Raw genomic sequence first — 17801 nt, forward strand, 5'->3', positions numbered from 1 at the left:
TCGCGGGAATCGGTACGTACGTGCCGAGGACCGTGCCCGTGCAGGAAGCGGCCCGCCAGGGTTGGATCGACAGCACCGCGGCAAAGGAATCCGGGATCACAGCTGTCGCGGTGGAAGCCGAACTGCCCGCCGTGGACATGGCCGTGAACGCTGCCACGAAGGCCGTCGAAAGGTCCGGTCACCGGCCGGAGGACTTCGCGGCCCTGTTGCACAGCGGCGCCTACTACCAGGGCCCCGACGGCTGGTCGGCGCCGCACTACGTGCTGCACCGGACGCTGAACCAGCCCGTCGTCGCTACGGAGATCCGGCACGGCTGCCTGTCCGTGCTGACCGCACTGCGGCTGGCCGCGGGACTGCTCGGCACCACCCCGGGCAGCGAGGCGGTCCTGATCACGGCCGCGGACAACTTCTCCACCCCGCTGGTCGACCGCTGGCGGGACTCCGACCACGCGATATACGCGGACAGTGCCGCCGCACTGGTGGCGTCCACCCGCTCCGGGTTCGCGCGTCTGCTCGCGGTCGGCTCGCGGTCCGAGTCCAGCCTGGAGTCGATGCACCGCGGCGTCGAGCCGCTGTTGCCGCCCGCCCGGCACCCGGACCGCCCGATGTACGTCGCGCCGCGGCTGGAGGCGTGGTCCCAGCGGCCGGGCGCCGGCCCGCTCGACCTGATCACCGCGGTGCAGCGGTTCGGCGACCTGGTCGCCGAAACCGCCGAACAGACGCTGGCCGAGGCGGGCGTCGGGTGGGAGAGCATCACCCGTGTCGCCCACATCGGCTTCAACGAGGACCCTCTGCACGCCATGATCCTGGACCCGCTGGGGGCGTCGGCCGAGGTGGGCACCTGGGAATTCATCAGGACCATCGGGCACGCGAGCGTCAGCGACCTGGTCCTCGGCCTGGAACACCTTTGGGAGACCGGCCAGGTGACCGAGGGGGATCACGTCCTGCTCGTAGGAGCCACCGAGGGTATGGAGGCGGGCTGCGCCGTCGTGCAGATCACCGCGCCGCCCGCCGCACAGGGCTGACTCGTACCCGTACCGCAGAGAGGAACTTCTGATGACCAGCACGCCCACTCTCACCCCCGAGGAGATCAGGGAGGCCGTTGCGACGGTCCTCGGCATCGCCCCGGAGGAGATAGCCGACGAGGACAACCTGGCTCAAATGGGGCTCAGCTCCCTTCAGCTCATGCGGCTCAGCGGACGCTGGAGGCGCGCCGGCCTGGACGTAGACTTCGCCACGCTCGCCGTCGAACCCACCGTGCGGGCCTGGGCACGGCACCTGGGCCTGAAAGGGAACGCCCCCTCCGAAGTCTGAACCGCACAGCCCCGCCAGGGGGCCGGGCAGTAGGAAGGCCCCCTGGGGCCGAACAGCATGACGGAAAGGAACGCTCGCCATGAATGGCGTCTCAGCGGCCGACCGCACCGGAGCGATCGGCCGGCTCGGTGACCAGATCCGAGGGGCAGTGTTCGTGCCGGGCGACTCCGGATTCGACGTCGCATGTGCGGGATTCCAGACCGGCTACCGGCACCGTCCGTCCGTAGTGGTGCAGGCCACCGGAGCCGAGGACGTGGCGGCGGCGGTGGCCCACGCCGCCGCCCACGGGCTGCCGGTGGCCGTGCAGGCGACGGGGCACGGGCTGTCGGTCCCGCTCGACGGCGGCCTGCTCATCGACACCGGCCGGATGACCGGGGTCACCGTGGACCCCGCCGCCCGTACGGCACGGATCGCGGCGGGTACCCGCGTCGCGGCGGTCATCGACGCGGCCGCGCGCTACGGGCTGGCCCCGCTGAACGGCTCCTCCCCGGACGTGGGCGCGGTCGGCTACCTTCTCGGGGGCGGACTGGGCCTGCTGGCACGGCAGTTCGGCTATGCGGCCGACCATGTGCGAGCCGTCGACGTCGTGACGGCCGACGGCCGTCTCCGGCACGTCACGGCCGAGCACGACCCCGACCTCTTCTGGGCCCTGCGCGGAGCCGGGGCGAACTTCGGCGCGGTGACGGCCGTCGAGGTCGACCTGGTGCCGGTCAGCCGGATCTACGGTGGTGAGCTGACCTTCGACATGGCCCGGGTGCCGCACCTCCTGGAGTCCTACCGGCAGTGGACCATGACGCTGCCGGAAGAACTGACCTCCTCGGTGTCGACGATTCACTACCCCGACGTGTCGGCGGTCCCCGCCCCCTTGCGGGACCGCCACGTCGCCCACGTGCGCATCGCGTACACAGGGGACACCAGAACCGGCGAGGAGCTGGTGGCGCCGCTGCGCGCGGCCGGCCCCGGACTCCTCGACACGCTGGGGGAAATGCCGTACACGGAGTGCGCCGACATCTACCACGATCCGGCGTACCCGCATGCCTATCTGGGCGACAACGTCCTGGTGCGGGAGTTCGACGCGGAGGCGGCCGCCTGCCTGGCGGAGGCCGCCGGCCCCGGCGCGGCGGTCAGGTGTGTGCTCGACATCCGCCACCTGGGCGGCGCCCTGAGCCGTGCGCCGAAGGTTCCGAACGCGGTGGGCCACCGGGAAGCGCGCTATCTCGTACGCGTCCTGACCCCGCTGGCCGGGACCAGCACCGAAGAGGCACGGGCCGCGCACCGCAAGGTGCTGGACACACTTGCGCCGGCCCGCCTCGGCAGGTTCCTCAACCTGGTGTACGGCCCCCGCGCGGCCGACCAGCCGCCCGGGGACTTCTGGGAGCACGCTGACCACCGCCGACTGACCGCCCTCAAGGCGCACTACGATCCGGCCAACCTCTTCCGTTGCAACTACAACATCTTGCCGGAGCCCCGGGCTCAGAACCAGCGAGGAGCTGACCAGGATTGACCGCACACGCCTCGGACGCCGCCGCGCGGTGGCCCGTGCTGAACAGGGAGTCCGAGCTCGACGAGATCGAAGGACTCGTTGTGCGGGGCCGGGGCGCCCTGGTGACCGGCCCACCGGGGGTGGGCAGGACTCGGCTGCTCCAGGAGACGCTGCGACGGCTGCCACGGGAGGGGACGGCAGCCGGGGTGGTGGGCCCCGGCATCCCCGCACATCGTGACCTGACCGGGCTGCTGGAGCGATGCGTTACTGCCGCCCCGCTCCGGGGCGGGTCCGGGCCGTATGCCGTGCTGGGCGTCGACGACATCCATCAGCTCGCCGCGACGGTGGCCGAACAGCTGGCCGTGGCGGTGCGGGAGGGCCGCGTGCTGCTGCTCGCCACCGCCTTGGCCGGTATCCCACTGCCGACGGCCGTGGAGGGACTGCGGCGGGACGGCCTGCTGGGCGACGTCGAGGTCACCGCCTTCGACCAGGCCGGCACCGCGCGCGCCCTGCGCGCCAGGCTGGGCAGCCAGGTGGCCACCGACACCACAGCCCGCTGCTGGGACCTGACGGGGGGCAACGCCCTGCTGCTGACCGAACTCACCGAACAGGCGCTGGCCGACGGTACGCTCCGCCCGACCCAAGGACTGTGGCGCTGGGAGGGCCTCGTCGGACGACCGGCTGGTCGGGTGGCCGAGACCGCCCGGCGCATGCTGGACGGCCTGGACTCCGACGAGCAGGAGTTGGTCGCCGTACTCAGCCTGGTCGGATCAGTGCCGGATGACCTGCCGCGACTGGCGGAACTGGCTCCCGTGGCGGAGCGGCTGAACCGCAGGGGCATCGTGGTCGCGGAGCGCACCGGGCGGCGGCTGCGGCTGCGGCTCGGCCAACCGCTGTGCGGCCACGCCGTCGCCGCCGGCCTGCCGACGCTCACCGCCCGCAGGCTCCGTCGGCAGCTTGCGGACGAGCTGGAACCGACCGGAGCGGTGCAACTGTCCGGCGACACCGGCCTCGACCTGTTGCAGTCCGTGTCCTTACGGGTCGATGCAGGGCAGCACCCGCCGGCCGGCCGGCTGCGCGCCGCCGCCGCGACGGCGCTGCTGCGCTTCGAATTCGAGTCTGCCGAGAGGCTCGCCCGAGCCGCGCTCGACACCGGTGAGACCGCTGCCGACGGCAGGGCGCCCGACTTCGCGGCGACACTGCTGCTGGGCCGGGCCCTGGCCGGGCAAGGGCGCTGCAACGAGGCCGCGACAGCGCTCGCGGCCGCCGACGGCCGGTCGGCAGAGGTGACCGCCGCCCGGATCGGGAATCTGGCCTGGGGACTTGGCCGAGTCACCGAGGCCGCGACCCTCGCCGACCGGTCGGTCCAGCGCGCTCCGCACGGGCCGGCACGAGGGCTTCAGGCGACCGTACGGCTGCTACAGGACCGGCTGGCCGACGTGGCGGAGACGGGGGACGCGGTCCTGCGCGAGTCGCACGCCGCACCGGCCCTCCAGTCCTGCCTACCGCTCGCCGCGTTCGCCCGCACGGAACTCGGCGACGCGGCGGCGGGGTTGGCGATGCTGGAGCGCTGCCCGGTGGAGAGCTGGCAGGACGAGGCCAGGCACGCCCACCGGGTGGTCAGCGCGCACGCCGCGCTGGAGTCCGGCGACATCGCACGGGCGCGCGGCGCCCTGGAGCGGTTACGGTGCGCCGGCGCATCCTGGGACATACGCCGCAGGCTTCGCGCTGATGTGCTGCAGGCACGTGTGTACCGGGTGACGGGACGGGCGCCGGAGGCGGCGGCGCTGCTGCGGCGGGCCGCCGCGGTGCAGGACGGTCAGGACTGGTTCACCACCAGGGCCTGGGTCCTGGCCCAACTGGCCGGGGCACTGGCCGAGTCCGGGCAGTCGACAGAAGCTGTCCGCACCCTGATCGAGGTGCGCGCGGCGGCCCGGCAGGCCGTGCCCTACCCTGTCGCCGACGACAAGGTCGCGCTGGAGGAGGCACTGGTTCTGGGCCGGTCCGGCGACGTACCCGGGGCGCTGCGGCGGTGCGGCGAGGTGGCGCGGAGGGCAGCCGCGGCCGGGCGGCGCACGACGGCGCTGGCCGCCCTGCACCTGATGGCGCGGTTGGGCTCAGCCGGCCAGGCGGCGGAGCGGCTGGACGCACTCGGTGGCTTCGGCGCCGGCGCGGCCGCCGCGCTGCGTGCCGAGCACATCCGAGCGCTCGCCAGGCAGGACGGCGAGGCACTCGACGATCTCGCCGACCGCTTCGCCTCCCTCGGCGGACACCCGCTCGCCGCGGAGAGCGCGAGCCAGGCGCACCGGGTCTGGCAGGGCGCGGGACGCCACCGGGCGGGCCGGGCCTCACTGGCAGGGAGCCGCGGATACCTCGCTGCCTGCGTCGGCACCCTGCTGCCCGGCTGGGCCGCGCCGGCGGACCGGGCTCCGGCTGCGGATCCCTCAGCGGGCGGCGCCGCGCTGACCGCCCGTGAGCACGAGGTGGCTGTGCTGGCCGCGACCCGGCTGACCAACCGCGAGATCGCGGCTCGGCTGACGGTGTCGGTACGCACCGTCGAGAACCACCTGTACCGCGTCTACAGCAAGCTCGGTGTCACGTCCAGGGCGCTGCTCGGCGATCACTTCGCACCGCAACCGCTCGCTGCTCAGACCGCGCACGGCCGGTAGAGCGAAGAGAGGTCGGCCACTGCCCGGGACAGTTCGCGCAAGGCTTCGGGCGGGCCGAGCACCTCGACGTCCGTGCCGAACTGAAGCAGCTGGCAGACCGCGGCGGGCACCGGGTAGGTCAGCTCGGCCGTGAGCCATTCTTCGGCGCCCGCGTCTGCGCCACCATCCGGATCCACTGCTTCCGGTCCGCGGAAATTGGCACCGGTGATGCGTCTGACCATGTCCAGCCGGTGCCTGCGCACCCGTACCACCACCCGCATCCCGGTACTGCGGTCCTCCACCTCGCGCCGAAGCTCCTTCCAGACCCGTGTCAGCTCCATGCCGTCGCGGCGGCGCACCGGTTCGGCGGTGACGGCGGCGTCCGAGATCCGGTCGGTACGGAACAGTCGTGGCCTGCCTTCGTGGTCGGCGACGAGGTACCAGGTGCCCGCCTTGGAAACCAGTCCGTACGGATCGACGGTGTAGGAGTTCTGCGCCGTACTGCCGCTGTGCCGGTAGCCGATGCGCAGCCGCTGATCGGAGAGCACCGCGGTGTGCAGCGCCTCCACACCGGCCTCACCGCGCGGCCCGGCGAGCCAGCGCTCCGGGTCGATCAGAATGCGGCGACTGCTCAGTTCGGCGGCCGGCCGGTGCGGTGCCGGCAGCGCCGCCATCATCTTGCGCAGCGCGGAACCGAGGGCGCGGTCGAGCCCGAGCGCCGAGTGCGCGCTCTCCCCGACCAGGACGAACAACGCCCGCGCCTCGTCCGTGGTCAGCCCGGTCATGTCCGTACGGAAGCCGGACAGGAGCCGGATTCCACCGTACTTGCCGCGCTCCGCGTACACAGGCACGCCGGCCGCCGAGAGCGCCTCGACGTCGCGGTAGACGGTGCGAACCGAGACCTCCAGGCGCTCGGCGAGCTCGGTCGCCGGGACCAGATCGCGCTGCTGCAGCAGAAGCAGGATGGAAAGCAGGCGGTCGAACTTCATTTCTCAAGTCTCTCTCCATACCTGTCGGCAGGTGTCAGGTTTCAGCCTCATGATCGGGCTTGCTGGACGAACCGAACGGAGAATGCTGTGAATCCCAAGGACTTCCGAACGCTCGCCTCCCATGTCGAGGGCCCGGTCCTGCAGCCTGGCGACGAGGGGTACGAGCAGGAGCGGACCGGGTTCAATCTCGCGGTCCAGCACCGGCCCGACGTGATCGTCGGTGCCACCCGGGCCGAGGACGTCCAGGCGGCGGTGCGGTTCGCCGCGGAGTACGGGCTGCCGGTCGCGGTGCAGGCCACCGGGCACGGATACTCGGTTGCGGCCGAGGGCGGCCTGCTGATCACGACCGGCCGGATGAGCGGAGTCGAGGTGGACCCCGCCGCGAAGACCGTGACCGTCGAGGCCGGCGTCCGCTTCGAGCAGGTCATCCCGGAGACAGCCCCGCACGGGCTGGCGCCGCTGAACGGTTCCGCGCCGCATGTGGGTGTCGTCCCCTACGTCTTGGGCGGTGGGATCGGGCTTCTGGTGCGCTCGTTCGGCTACGCGGCCGACCAAGTGCGCAGCATGGACGTGGTGACCGCCGACGGCAGCCTGCGCCACGTCACCCCGGACAGCGAGCCCGACCTGTATTGGGCGCTGCTGGGCGGCCGGGACAACTTCGGCATCGTGACGCGTCTGGAAATGGGCCTCGTCCCGGTGGCCAGGTTGTACGGCGGAGGACTCTTCTACGATGCCGAAGCGGCGCCCGACGTCCTCCAGGCGTACCTGCGCTGGACCGCCGGCCTGCCGCAGGAGATGAACTCCTCAGTGGCGCTGATTCCGATGCCGGACGACGAGGACGTGCCCGAGCCGATGCGCGGCCGGCACATCTATCACGTGCGGATCGCCTTCACCGGCAGCCAGGAAGAGGGTGAGCGGCTGGTCGCGCCGCTGCGCGAGACGGCCGGCCCGGTGCTCTTCGAGATGCTGCGGGAGATGCCGTACGCGGAGAGCGCTTCCATCCACGACGACCCCCCGGTGGCGGTGCCGTTCCTTCGGGAGGTCGCCCTGTTCGAGGAGCTCGGAGAGGACGCGCTGGCCACGATCCTGAAGCACGCCGGGCCGCAGGCGCCGGTGCCTTGCGTGGTGGAGCTGCGGCATCTGGGCGGCGCCCTGGCAGCAGCGCCTGCGCACCCCAACGCGGTGGCGCACCGGGAGGCGCAGTACCTCCTGTCCGTCGTCACCCTGTTGTTCGGTGTCACGGAGAAGGACACCCGACCGGTCCTCAAGGGCCTCTTCGACGCACTGGAGCCCTGGAACACCGGCAGCAGCCTGAACTTCATGGGGCACGGCGAGAACGCCGGACCGGAGCAGGTCCGCACCGCCTACGCGCCGGAGGCACTCCAGCGGCTGGGTGAGATCAAGGCGTCCCACGATCCGGAGAACCTCTTCCGCCTCAACTACAACATCGCACCAACGGGCAACGGCGCGGCCACCACGAGCTGAGCCGAGCCTCCGACGCCGGCCGCCACTGTACGGTGGCCGGCCCCCCAAGCGCCCGTCCCGGCGAAAGTCCCCCGCACGCTGGGACGGGCCCCAACTTCCCCCTCAATGGAGTCATCGATGAACCCCTCGTCCTCCGCCGCAGGAACGTCCGGCGGTGTGGGCCGTGACACGCACGCCGACAGCGCCACCGGCGGCCGGCTGCGCCGTGTGATCGCCATGGACGCGGCCGGCATGGCGGTGGTCGGCGTCGTGTACCTGGTCGCCGCGTCTCCGTTGGGCAGCCTGTTCGGGCCCGGCACTGTGCTGGTGGCCGTCGTCGGCGGCGTGATGCTGGCAGCGGGAGCGGGCATCGCCCTCGTGGCCAGGCTCCGTCCCATCCCGGCCGGCGCGGTGCGCGGCGTTATCGGCGGTGGAGTCTTCTGGATCCTGCTGAGCCTGGCCGCCCTCGCCCTCGGCTGGCTGGACCTGACCACCACCGGCCTGGTGTGGACATGGCTGCAAATTCTGCCCGTCGCGGTCTTCGCGTCCTTGCAGACCCTGGCGCTGCGCGCAGATCTGCGCGCGGCCTGACCCGGCCCGTACCGCTCCGCCGGTTCCCCGGCGCGGGCTCAGCCGGCCGCCGGCGGCGAGAGCGCCAGCCCCAGACCGCCGAGACCGGGCAGCGCGTGCTTCCCCTCGACGGTCGCCTCCACGTCGAACCATTCCCGGAAGTCGAGTGGCAGGCCGATCAGTTCACCAGCACTGCGTGGCAGCACCGCCGCTTCGGCGGCCTCCTTCGACTCCCAGATGAACACGGCGCCCCAGCGGTTCTTCTCCGGGTCGGACACCCAGACCTTCAGCAGCAGGCCGGGGATGTCCGACCAGGACTGCTCGGCCTCCTCACGCAGGAACTCGCGCAGTGTCTCCGCGCAGTGCTGCGAATCGGTGAGATCCCACCAGGCGATCATGGCTTTCATCGGGCGATGCCTCCCACTTCCTCTACGGGCCTCTCGGTACGCGTCCTGCGGGCCAGCATACGAAGGGCGCGATGGAGCCCAGGGCCAGTACTCAGGCTCTTGAAGTCCCGGGGACGCGAGGCGAGTTGAGTACTGGCTACTCATGTGCGCGGCCCCGCCGGGGTGGTCGACTGCTGACATCCGTCAGCTCGGCTTCGGCCCGGCCGGCGGGGCCTCATGCCGGTCCCGCCGTATTTGAGGAGGACATGTGGCGCGTGCAGAGCTCTCTCCCCTGGAGCTTCCCTATGACGCGGACCCGGACCCGGATGAGGTCGTCCGGGCGGCGATGCGCTGGCACTTCAGCCCCGAGACCGGTACCCCGTTCTGGCTCGGGCGGGCGGCGTCGCTGGAGTTCGACCCCCTCACGGACGTCAAGTGCTACGACGACCTGCGGCTTTTCCCCAACGTCGCCAATGAACTGCGCGATGTGCCCGCCGCCGACCTCGTGCCGCGCGGCTACGGAAAACACCCCGACATCGTCGGCGTCTACGAGAGCGGCGGCACCACCGGCGCCCCCAAGCGCGTGGTGTGCCCGCGCGACTGGCTGGAGAAGCTGGTCGACTGGAGCAACGCCAACCTGGACGTGCACGGCTTCCCCCGCGGCGTGGACTGGCTCGGCATCACCCCGTCGGGACCGCACATCGTCGGCGAGATCTTCCGCCGTTCCGCGGTCACCCACGGCCGGTACGGCTTCCAGGTCGACCTTGACCCACGCTGGGTGAAGCGGCTCATAGCCGACGGCAAGGCCGCGCAGGCGGACGCCTACGCGGAGCACGTCGTCGACCAGGCCGCCGACATCCTGCGCACCCAGCCCATCGGCGTGATGACAGTGACGCCGCCCCTCCTGGATCGCATCGCCCAGCGTGAGGACCTGGTCGAGCTCATCAACGAGAAGGTAGGGGCTATCCGTTGGGGCGGCACCCAGATGGACGCCGACACCGAGCAGCTGTACCGCACGGAGATCTTCCCCGACACCGCCCTGTACGGCCACTATGGCAGCACGATGATCCTCGGCATCGCCGGCCAGCGGCACGGCACCCCCCTGGGCGAGCCATGCGTCTTCGACACCTTCGCGCCGTACATCACCTTCCAGGTGGTGGAACCGGAGACCGGCAGGCCGGTCGAGTACGGCCGACGCGGCCAGGTCGTGATGCACCACGTCAGCAAGGCGCTTCTCCTGCCCAACAACCTCGAACGCGACACCGCGGTGCGGGTCGCCGCACCCGCCGGCAGCATCGGTGACTCGGCGGCCGGCATCGCGCCGGTCGAGCGCTTCGACAACGAGGCCGTCATCGAAGGGGTCTACTGATGGGAACCATGACGCAGACGCCCCCTCAGGAGACCCCACCGCCCGGGGTGCCCGTACTGGACGCACTGGGGCCGTCCGGCGCTTACCGCACGCGTAACCGCCAAGAGGTCCGGGATGTCACCGGCGCGGTCATGGCCGAGCTGTGCCTGGCCCCCGCGCTTTTCGTCAACCGCACCATGAAGGCACTGCGCGGTGCTTCTGCGCTGCCTGCCGCGCAGCGCGCCGCAGCGCTGGCCCGGGCCGGCGAACTCTTCAGGACTGCCACGCTGGGCGGCATGACCGTGCAGGAGTACGAAGCGGCCGTCACCCGGGTGTCCGGGCTGCCGATCAGCGTCGTGCGTACGGCCACCAAGACCTGCGCCGAGCGGGTCGGCCAGTCCTACCGCAGCGTCCAACTCGCCTGCCCCGCCGGGGCCGTATCCGACTGGCGTGATCCACTGGCCCGCACCGGTCAGGCGGTGTGGACCCGGCGCGGTGACGTGCTGGCCGTCCACGTGCCCGGCAACCACCCCGGCACCCATGGTTTCTGGCCGGAAGCGCTGGCACTGGGCTACCGGGTCGCCGTACGCCCCTCCGCCCGGGAGCCGTTCACTGCGCACCGGCTGGTGCTGGCGCTGCGCGAGGCAGGGTTCGGCGACGACCAGGTGGCGCTGCTGCCGTGCGGGCACGACGCGGCCGACGCCATCGTGCGGGGCGCTGACCTCGCCTACGGCGGCGACGAGATCATCCGCCGGTACGCGGATGACCCCGGCGTGCTCTCACTGCGACCGGGCCGCTCAAAGATTCTGCTGACCGCTGACACCGAGTGGCGCGAGCACCTCGACATGATCGTCGACTCGGTCGTCCGGCACGGCGGCAGCGGATGTGTCAACGCCACCGCGATACTCGTCGAGGGCGACCCCGCACCACTGGCCGGAGCCGTCGCAGAGCGGCTGGCCGCCTTGCCGAGCCTGCCGCCGAACGACGAGAGGGCCTGCCTGCCGGTCCAGCAGAGCAAGGCGGCACGGGCGTTGGAGACCTATGTGCTCGAACGCGCCCAGGGGACCCGGGCATGGCTCGGTGGCACCGGATTCGTCGACGAACTCGGCGACGGCAGCGCCGTGCTGCGCGCCGCGGTTCACCAGCTGGACGGGGCCGACGCCCCGCAGCTGGGTGCGGAGCTGCCCTTCCCGTGTGTGTGGATCGCACCATGGGGCCGGGCCGACGGCATCGCACCGCTGCGCGACACGCTGGTACTGACGGCCGTCACCCAGGACGAGGCGCTCGTCGACGCCCTGGTCGAGGAGCCGACGATCAGCAATCTGCACATCGGCAGCCATGCCACGCACTGGCACCGGCCGGGGCTCCCGCACGACGACTATCTCGGAGACTTCCTGATGCGCAGCAAGACGCTGGTCCGCGTCTGACGCCGGAATGCCTCCGGGCGTGCGGCACCACCTGGTCAGAGTGACGGCACCACGGCGCAGGCGAGGTCGACGAAGGCCTGGCCGGCGGGGCTGGCGGGCCTTTCCGCCGGCCAGGCCAGCGCGACCCTGGTCCGAATGCGCGGCGCCACGATCTCCAGACCCCGCAACCGGACGCCGTGGCGGCGGGCGAAGGGCGCGGGCAGCACCGCGACCCCCAGTCCGCGACCGGCCAGCTCCACCAGCCGGTGCGGGTCCCCGGCCTCCATCGTGACCCGGGGCTGGAACCCCGCCGCCTCGCACGCCTCGTCGAGGCCCGTGCGCGCGCCCGTTCCCTGCGGCAGACAAATCAACGGCCGGTCCCGCAGGTCCGCCAGCGCCACCTCACTGCCCACCGCCAGCGGGTCCTCCTGCACCACGGCCGCCACCAGCGCTTCGTCCACCACCACACGGGTGTTGAGCCCCGCGGGCAGCTGCCTGCCGGTACTGATCAGCGCGACGTCGAGCTGACCGTCCCGCAGCCCGGCCACCAGCTGGTCGGAGGACGCCTCCGAGAGCCGGATCTCCACCTCCGGATACGTCCGGTGAAAGTCCGCCAGCAGGTCGGAGACGGGCACTGAGGAGAAGGACGTCACAAGGCCCACGGCCAGCCGGCCGCGGACCAGCCCCGCCAGCTCGTCCAGCGCCAGCCGTGCGTCGGTGACGGCCGACAAAGCAGCCTTGGCGTGCGGCAGGAAGGTGGCACCGGCCTGTGTCAGCCGAACCGCGGGCCCGGCCCTGTCCAGCAGTTCCTGACCCAACTCCCGCTCCAGGCGGCGAATCTGTGCACTGACCCCGGGCTGCGCGACATGCATGCGTGCGGCAGCCCTGGTGAAGCTCCGCTCCTCCACCACGGCCAGGAAGTACTCCAGCTGACGCAGCTCCATAACCGCTCATTCTAAGGATCAGACCACTTCGTTATTGGAACGGCGTCCCGCCCGCCGAGCACGATGACGGTGCTCGACAGGGCGACAACTCACGTGGACACAGTCAAAAAGACGGGTGGTTGCATGAACTCGCATGCGGACGACGCCCTCGGCGGCGGGGACGAGCTATTGCCCCTGGTGTCCGAGCTGTGGTGCGAAGCACTCGGACTTCCCGAGGTGAACCCGTCGGACAACTTCTTCGACCTGGGCGGGCATTCGCTGCTGCTGCACACCGTGCGGGACAGGCTGCACGAACGTCTCGGTCGCGACATACCGCTGGTCGAACTCTTCCAGTACCCCACTGTCCGTGCACTTGCCGAGTACCTCGCCGGCGCCACGTCGGGCGGCGCCCCGGGAGCAGGTGGAGCGTCCGGCGCCCTGGGCGGACGGCTCGCCCGTCTGGAGGCACGGCGGGGCGGACGGCGCACCGCGTCCGGGGCGGGAGTCCGGGCAGACCAGTACCGTGAGGAAGAAGAGGCATGGTGACCCCCACAAGCGCGCGGCCGGACGAGTCCGACCGGACCGAAGCGGCCGCGTCCGGCACCGGACAGCAGATCGCGATCATCGGCATGGCCTGCCGCTACCCCGGCGCGGACAGCCCCGAGGCGTTCTGGCGGAACCTGGCCGACGGCGTCGGGTCCGTCACCCGCTTCCCCGCGGTCCCCGTCCCCGGCACTCGCGCGGATGGAGCGGTCCAGCAGTACACACCGGCCCGCGGCCTCCTCACGGACCCCGGCCATTTCGACGCCGGCTACTTCGGCTACTCGCCCAGGGAAGCCCGGCTCATCAGCCCCCAGCAGAGGCTGTTCCTGGAGTGTGCCGCGCAGGCACTGGAGGACGCGGGCCAGGACCCGGCGCGCAGCACGGCCACCTTCGGCATCTACGGCGGTGGCACCGACAACGGCTACGGCCAGATCCTGCGCGAACGCCGGCACGAACTGCCCGGCGTCACCGACTGGGACATCCTCCTCGGCACCGCCCCCGACTACCAGGTCTCCCGCGTCGCCTACAAGCTCGGCTTCACCGGCCCGGCCATCACCGTGCAAACGGCCTGCTCCACGTCCCTCGTCGCCGTGCACATGGCCGTGCAGGGGCTGCTCAGCGGTGACTGCGACGTCGCGCTCGCGGGCGCGGCCGCCGTGCACGTACCGGACAAGGAGAGCCAGTACACCCCGGGCGGCATCATCTCCGCCCGGGGAGAGTGCCGTACCTTCGACGCCGCCGCGGACGGCACCGTCGGCGGCGACGGCGTCGGCATCGTGGTCCTCAAGCGGCTCGCCGACGCGCAGGCCGACGGCGACCGCGTCCTGGCCGTGCTCCGCGGCACCGCCGTGAACAACGACGGTGCTCACCGTGTCGGTTACACGGCGCCGAGCATCGAGGGCCAGACCGCGGTGATCCGCGAGGCCCAGCTCGTCGCCCAAGTCGACGCCGGCACGATTGGCTACGTCGAGGCGCACGGCACCGCCACCCCGGTGGGTGACCCCATCGAACTGAGCGCTCTCACCGAGGCGTTCCGTCGTGACACCGACCGCACCGGCTACTGCTGGATCGGCTCGGTCAAGACCAACATCGGGCACACCGACGCCGCCGCGGGCGCTGCTGGACTCATCAAGACGGTGCTTGCTCTCCAACACCGCAGCATCCCGCCGAGCCTGAACTACGAGAAGCCCAATCCGCAGTTCGATTTCGATGCCAGCCCCTTCCGGGTCGTCACCCGGCTCACTCCGTGGACCGCGGGAGACACCCCGCGCCGGGCGGCAGTCAGCGCGTTCGGCATCGGCGGCACCAACACACATGTCATCCTCGAAGAGGCCCCGCCCCGTCCGGCACCGTCACCCGCCGCCCCGCACCAGCTCCTGGTGCTCTCGGCCAAGACGTCCCCGGCCCTGACCGACATGGCCGGACGACTCGCCACCCGGCTGCGTGACGCGCCCCCGGGCGATCTCGCCGATGTCGCCTGGACCCTGCAGACCGGCCGCCGGGAACACGAGCACCGCGCCTACGCGGTGGTGCGGGACGCCGACGACGCGGTACGGGCCCTCACCGAGCCCGCGGCAGGGCAGCTGGTGACCTCCGCCAGTAAGGCGTCCGAGCACCGCGAGGCGGCTTTCCTGTTCACCGGAGCCACCGGACGGACCCTGTCACGCAGCCTGTACGACGCCGGAGCCGCTTACCGTACGGCCGTCGACGCGTGCTTCGCCGCCGCCGGGCTCACCGACGACGTGCACGCACTGCTGGACGGCCGGGCGGCCACCGGCGACAGTGCGCTGGTGGCCGCCTTCGCCCACGAGTACGCGCTGGCCATGACCTGGATCCGATGGGGGATTCGGCCGGCCTCCGTCCTCGCCACCGGTACCGGCGTCGCAGTCGCCGCCGCCGTCACCAAGGTCCTCCAGGTCGCCGACGCCGTACGCCTCACCGTCGAGCACGCCCGCCGCAGCGGCCCGTCCGCCGGTGCGTCTCAGCACAGCGGAGGGGCCGGCGATGAGGTGCTGGTGCGCGATTACGCCGAGCTCTTCCGCGAGGCGGCACCAGGGGAGCCCCGGGTGCCGCTGGTCTTCGCGGCGCTCGGCCGGCGGCTCACCCCCCAAGAGGCGGCCGACCCCCTCAACTGGGCCCGCGCCGCGCTCCAGCCGGACCCGGACCTGCTGGGCCGGGCGCTGTCCGCGCTGCTGGCCGACCCGCGGCTGGTCCTCCTGGACATGTCGGCGGACCGGTCCCTGCTCGCCGCGGCACGCACTCGGCCCGAGCACACCCCCAGCCATCTCCTGCTTCCGGAGCCGCACGGGCCTGACGCCGACCTGCCCGCCGACGACTTCGCCGCGGCGCTCGGCACCCTCGGCAGGCTCTGGTCGGCCGGGTTCCCGGTGCGCTGGCGGCACGTGCACGGTGGGGCACCCCGCGTTCTTCTGCCCCTGCCCACCTACCCCTTCGCGCGCGACCGCTTCATCGTGGACCCCGTCGCGCAGGCGGATCGGCAGCAGGACGAGAACCCGGGCGAACCCCGCCCGCACCAGCCGGTCGACCAGCCGGGCGGAGGACGGGGCAAGATCCTGCCCACCGTGCTGCGGCTGTACGCCGAGATTCTCGGCTTCCCTGAAGTCGGTCCGTCGGACGACTTCTTCGAACTCGGCGGCGACTCCCTCATCGCCGCCCGGCTCACCGAACGCATCCGTGAGGTCTACCCCGTCGACATCGATGTGCTGTCGGTGTTCGAGGCACCCGCACCCGCCGAACTGGCTGCTGTGATCGAGGAGCTCCTGGCCCGGTGACCCCCGGGCCGCCGAACCGGGGCCGACGACCGACGTGCCCGACCGCCCACCAGAACGCAAGGAACCTCATGCCACCCAGAACAGGGCCGCCGCGCTGGCTGGCCCGCCGCCGGGAGCGCCCCGACGCTCCGCTCAACCTGTACGTCTTCCCGCACGCGGGTGGGTCGCCAGGCGAATACCTCCTGCTGTCCGATCAATTGACGGACCTTCAGGTATGGGGGATCCAGCTGCCCGGCCGCGGTGCGCGCCTCGCGGAGCCCGCACACACCGATCTCGGGGAACTCGTCGACTGTCTGGTCTCGCAGACCACGTTCACCGGCTCGTTCGTCTTCTTCGGCCACAGCTTTGGCGCACTCGTGGCGTACGAGACCGCGAGAGCGCTGCACGCGAAGGGCCTGCCGGGGCCGGAGCACCTCATCCTCTCCTCGTTCCCGGCGCCGGACACCATCGGGACCAGCGGTTCCGGCAGCTCGATGCACACCCTCTCCGACGACGTGTTCATCACGAAGGCCGAAGAGCGCTGGGGGCCGCTGCCCGGTCCGGTCCGCACCGACGCGCGGCTGCGGAAGCTGGTGGTCGAGCCTCTCCGTGCCGACGTGGGCGCCCTGGAGACCTACACCCCCCGTCCCGGGCCGCGCCTGGACGTCCCGGCCACGTTGGTCACCGGCACGGCGGAGCGCGGCGGACTGAACGTGGAGGGCTGGGCCGGACACGTCGGCGCGATTACCGGCCGGCACGAACTGCCCGGCGGCCACTTCTACTTCCGTGAGGACCCCGCCCCTCTGCTGGATCTGCTCCGTGCGACGGCGCGGACCGTTGAGCAGGCAGTCACCACCGAGCAGACAGGAGCACCGGTTCAGTGGAGCACATGACATTCGGCCGGCGCTGCGGGCTGCGGGTTTCTGCCTACGCCCTGGGCACGGTCAACTTCGGCACCAGCTGGGGCGGCGGCACCGAGCGCGCCGAGGCCCGGAAGATTTTCGACCGGTTCGCCGAGGCGGGCGGCACCTTCATCGACACCGCCGACTGCTACAACGACGGCGAGGCCGAAACCCTTCTGGGCGAGTTCCTCGGCGCCCGGCGCGACCAGTTCGCCCTGGCCTCCAAGTACTCTTACGGGAGCGGTCCCGGCGCGGGCGTCCAGACCAGCGGTAACTCCCGCACCAACATGATCCGGTCCGTGGAAGCCAGCCTGCGTCGGCTCAACACCGGCCACATCGACCTGTACTGGGTGCACTTCCCCGACCTGATCACCCCGGTCGACGAGATCGTCGCCGCGCTGGACGACCTGGTGCGCGCCGGGAAGATCCGCTACGCAGGGCTGTCGAACTTCGCCGCCTGGCAGGTCTCCCGCGCCGCTACCCTCACCGAACTGCGCGGCTGGTCACCCATGGCCGGCATCCAGACCGAGTACAGCCTCATCGAGCGCACCGCCGACCGGGAGCTCCTGCCCATGGCCGACGCCCTCGGGCTCGGGGTGGCGCAGTGGGGGCCGCTCGGCGGCGGACTTCTCACCGGCAAGTACCGCCGCAGTTCAGCCGGCCGGCTCACCGACTGGGGCGGCCGCATCATGCGGACCGAGTCCGACAGCCGGCGCACCGCGATCGTCGACGAGGTGCTCGCCGTGGCGGACGAGACCGGAGCGGCGCCCGCCCAGGTCGCGGTGGCATGGCTCAACTCCCGTGCCCGCAGGGCCGGGACCGCTCACATCCCGGTCATTGGCCCTCGTACCGCTGCCCAGCTCGACGGCTACCTCACCGCACTCGATCTCACCCTGTCCGACGAGCACCTGGAACGTCTCGACGCGGTCAGTGCCGTCCCTCTCGGTTCCCCGCACGAGATCGTGCACGCGTCACGCGGTGCGCTGCTGGGCGGCGACCCCGCACGTTTCCGTTCAGCGGTGCCGCAGGTTCCGTGACAGACGCCCGCCACCAC

The 17801-nt window shown here is 71.8% G+C and carries 15 protein-coding genes; 12 read left to right on the forward strand and 3 right to left on the reverse strand.

The genetic code is table 11. The features are described 5' to 3' along the window. The first annotated feature begins 32 nt into the window (after positions 1 to 32). From STRTU_RS25340 to STRTU_RS25355, 4 genes are all read left to right on the forward strand, one after another. Positions 33 to 1025 (forward strand): ketoacyl-ACP synthase III family protein, encoded by a 993-nt coding sequence (locus tag STRTU_RS25340; RefSeq protein WP_218039314.1) that lies wholly within the window; start codon positions 33 to 35, stop codon positions 1023 to 1025. 31 nt (positions 1026 to 1056) lie between these two features. Then, positions 1057 to 1314 (forward strand): phosphopantetheine-binding protein, encoded by a 258-nt coding sequence (locus tag STRTU_RS25345; RefSeq protein WP_159746338.1) that lies wholly within the window; start codon positions 1057 to 1059, stop codon positions 1312 to 1314. 79 nt (positions 1315 to 1393) lie between these two features. Then, positions 1394 to 2818 carry an FAD-binding oxidoreductase gene (locus STRTU_RS25350; protein ID WP_159746339.1) on the forward strand — a complete coding sequence of 475 codons (1425 nt, stop codon included), beginning with the start codon at positions 1394 to 1396 and terminating at the stop codon, positions 2816 to 2818. Beyond that, a complete protein-coding gene (locus STRTU_RS25355; RefSeq protein WP_159746340.1) occupies positions 2815 to 5466 on the forward strand; it encodes a helix-turn-helix transcriptional regulator in 2652 nt (883 codons plus the stop codon). Before STRTU_RS25350 ends, STRTU_RS25355 begins: the two co-directional genes overlap by 4 nt. Here the strand turns inward: STRTU_RS25355 and STRTU_RS25360 are convergent. Then, positions 5445 to 6434 carry a helix-turn-helix transcriptional regulator gene (locus STRTU_RS25360; protein ID WP_159746341.1) on the reverse strand — a complete coding sequence of 330 codons (990 nt, stop codon included), beginning with the start codon at positions 6432 to 6434 and terminating at the stop codon, positions 5445 to 5447. The two genes, STRTU_RS25355 and STRTU_RS25360, sit on opposite strands and share 22 nt — an antisense overlap. A gap of 87 nt (positions 6435 to 6521) precedes the next feature. Here STRTU_RS25360 and STRTU_RS25365 point away from each other — a divergent pair, with 87 nt between their 5' ends. Together STRTU_RS25365 and STRTU_RS25370 are read left to right on the forward strand one after the other, a co-directional pair. Then, on the forward strand, positions 6522 to 7919 hold the full coding sequence (locus STRTU_RS25365; RefSeq protein ID WP_159746342.1) for an FAD-binding oxidoreductase: 1398 nt from the start codon (positions 6522 to 6524) through the stop codon (positions 7917 to 7919). Positions 7920 to 8036: 117 nt separating this feature from the next. After that, positions 8037 to 8489 (forward strand): hypothetical protein, encoded by a 453-nt coding sequence (locus tag STRTU_RS25370; RefSeq protein WP_246241210.1) that lies wholly within the window; start codon positions 8037 to 8039, stop codon positions 8487 to 8489. Positions 8490 to 8527: 38 nt separating this feature from the next. On the opposite strand, the gene STRTU_RS25375 is transcribed toward STRTU_RS25370, so the two are convergent. Further along, positions 8528 to 8875: a hypothetical protein gene (locus STRTU_RS25375; RefSeq protein WP_159746343.1), complete on the reverse strand. Its 348-nt coding sequence runs from the start codon at positions 8873 to 8875 to the stop codon at positions 8528 to 8530. A gap of 247 nt (positions 8876 to 9122) precedes the next feature. On the opposite strand from STRTU_RS25375, the gene STRTU_RS25380 reads away from it, so the two are divergent. Further along, complete coding sequence (locus STRTU_RS25380) at positions 9123 to 10223, forward strand: phenylacetate--CoA ligase family protein (protein ID WP_159746344.1); 1101 nt, start codon at positions 9123 to 9125, stop codon at positions 10221 to 10223. Next, positions 10223 to 11629 carry an aldehyde dehydrogenase family protein gene (locus tag STRTU_RS25385; RefSeq protein ID WP_246241213.1) on the forward strand — a complete coding sequence of 469 codons (1407 nt, stop codon included), beginning with the start codon at positions 10223 to 10225 and terminating at the stop codon, positions 11627 to 11629. The genes STRTU_RS25380 and STRTU_RS25385 overlap by 1 nt, the downstream gene beginning before the upstream one ends. A 35-nt stretch (positions 11630 to 11664) precedes the next feature. Here the strand turns inward: STRTU_RS25385 and STRTU_RS25390 are convergent, their stop codons facing one another. Then, on the reverse strand, positions 11665 to 12552 hold the full coding sequence (locus STRTU_RS25390) for a LysR family transcriptional regulator (protein WP_159746345.1): 888 nt from the start codon (positions 12550 to 12552) through the stop codon (positions 11665 to 11667). A gap of 123 nt (positions 12553 to 12675) precedes the next feature. Here STRTU_RS25390 and STRTU_RS25395 point away from each other — a divergent pair, with 123 nt between their 5' ends. The 4 genes from STRTU_RS25395 to STRTU_RS25410 all read left to right on the forward strand — a co-directional run bounded on the left by STRTU_RS25395 (position 12676) and on the right by STRTU_RS25410 (position 17784). Next, positions 12676 to 13077: an acyl carrier protein gene (locus STRTU_RS25395; RefSeq protein ID WP_159746346.1), complete on the forward strand. Its 402-nt coding sequence runs from the start codon at positions 12676 to 12678 to the stop codon at positions 13075 to 13077. Continuing rightward, on the forward strand, positions 13071 to 15866 hold the full coding sequence (locus STRTU_RS25400) for a type I polyketide synthase (protein WP_159746347.1): 2796 nt from the start codon (positions 13071 to 13073) through the stop codon (positions 15864 to 15866). Before STRTU_RS25395 ends, STRTU_RS25400 begins: the two co-directional genes overlap by 7 nt. Positions 15867 to 15934: 68 nt before the next feature. Beyond that, on the forward strand, positions 15935 to 16738 hold the full coding sequence (locus tag STRTU_RS25405) for a thioesterase II family protein (protein WP_159746348.1): 804 nt from the start codon (positions 15935 to 15937) through the stop codon (positions 16736 to 16738). Further along, positions 16735 to 17784 (forward strand): aldo/keto reductase, encoded by a 1050-nt coding sequence (locus tag STRTU_RS25410; RefSeq protein ID WP_308789397.1) that lies wholly within the window; start codon positions 16735 to 16737, stop codon positions 17782 to 17784. The genes STRTU_RS25405 and STRTU_RS25410 overlap by 4 nt, the downstream gene beginning before the upstream one ends. Positions 17785 to 17801 lie beyond the last annotated feature (17 nt).

It is taken from the genome of Streptomyces tubercidicus, assembly GCF_027497495.1.
In the GTDB taxonomy this organism is placed as follows: domain Bacteria; phylum Actinomycetota; class Actinomycetes; order Streptomycetales; family Streptomycetaceae; genus Streptomyces; species Streptomyces tubercidicus.

Excerpts from the sequence above, each read along its gene's own strand:
- STRTU_RS25345 (WP_159746338.1), top strand. The coding sequence starts at position 1,057 with ATGACCAGCACGCCCACTCTCACCCCCGAGGAGATCAGGGAGGCCGTT.
- STRTU_RS25350 (WP_159746339.1), top strand. The coding sequence starts at position 1,394 with ATGAATGGCGTCTCAGCGGCCGACCGCACCGGAGCGATCGGCCGGCTC.
- STRTU_RS25360 (WP_159746341.1), bottom strand. The coding sequence starts at position 6,434 with ATGAAGTTCGACCGCCTGCTTTCCATCCTGCTTCTGCTGCAGCAGCGC.
- STRTU_RS25370 (WP_246241210.1), top strand. The coding sequence starts at position 8,037 with ATGAACCCCTCGTCCTCCGCCGCAGGAACGTCCGGCGGTGTGGGCCGT.
- STRTU_RS25375 (WP_159746343.1), bottom strand. The coding sequence starts at position 8,875 with ATGAAAGCCATGATCGCCTGGTGGGATCTCACCGATTCGCAGCACTGC.
- STRTU_RS25385 (WP_246241213.1), top strand. The coding sequence starts at position 10,223 with ATGGGAACCATGACGCAGACGCCCCCTCAGGAGACCCCACCGCCCGGG.
- STRTU_RS25390 (WP_159746345.1), bottom strand. The coding sequence starts at position 12,552 with ATGGAGCTGCGTCAGCTGGAGTACTTCCTGGCCGTGGTGGAGGAGCGG.
- STRTU_RS25395 (WP_159746346.1), top strand. The coding sequence starts at position 12,676 with ATGAACTCGCATGCGGACGACGCCCTCGGCGGCGGGGACGAGCTATTG.
- STRTU_RS25400 (WP_159746347.1), top strand. The coding sequence starts at position 13,071 with ATGGTGACCCCCACAAGCGCGCGGCCGGACGAGTCCGACCGGACCGAA.
- STRTU_RS25405 (WP_159746348.1), top strand. The coding sequence starts at position 15,935 with ATGCCACCCAGAACAGGGCCGCCGCGCTGGCTGGCCCGCCGCCGGGAG.
- STRTU_RS25410 (WP_308789397.1), top strand. The coding sequence starts at position 16,735 with ATGACATTCGGCCGGCGCTGCGGGCTGCGGGTTTCTGCCTACGCCCTG.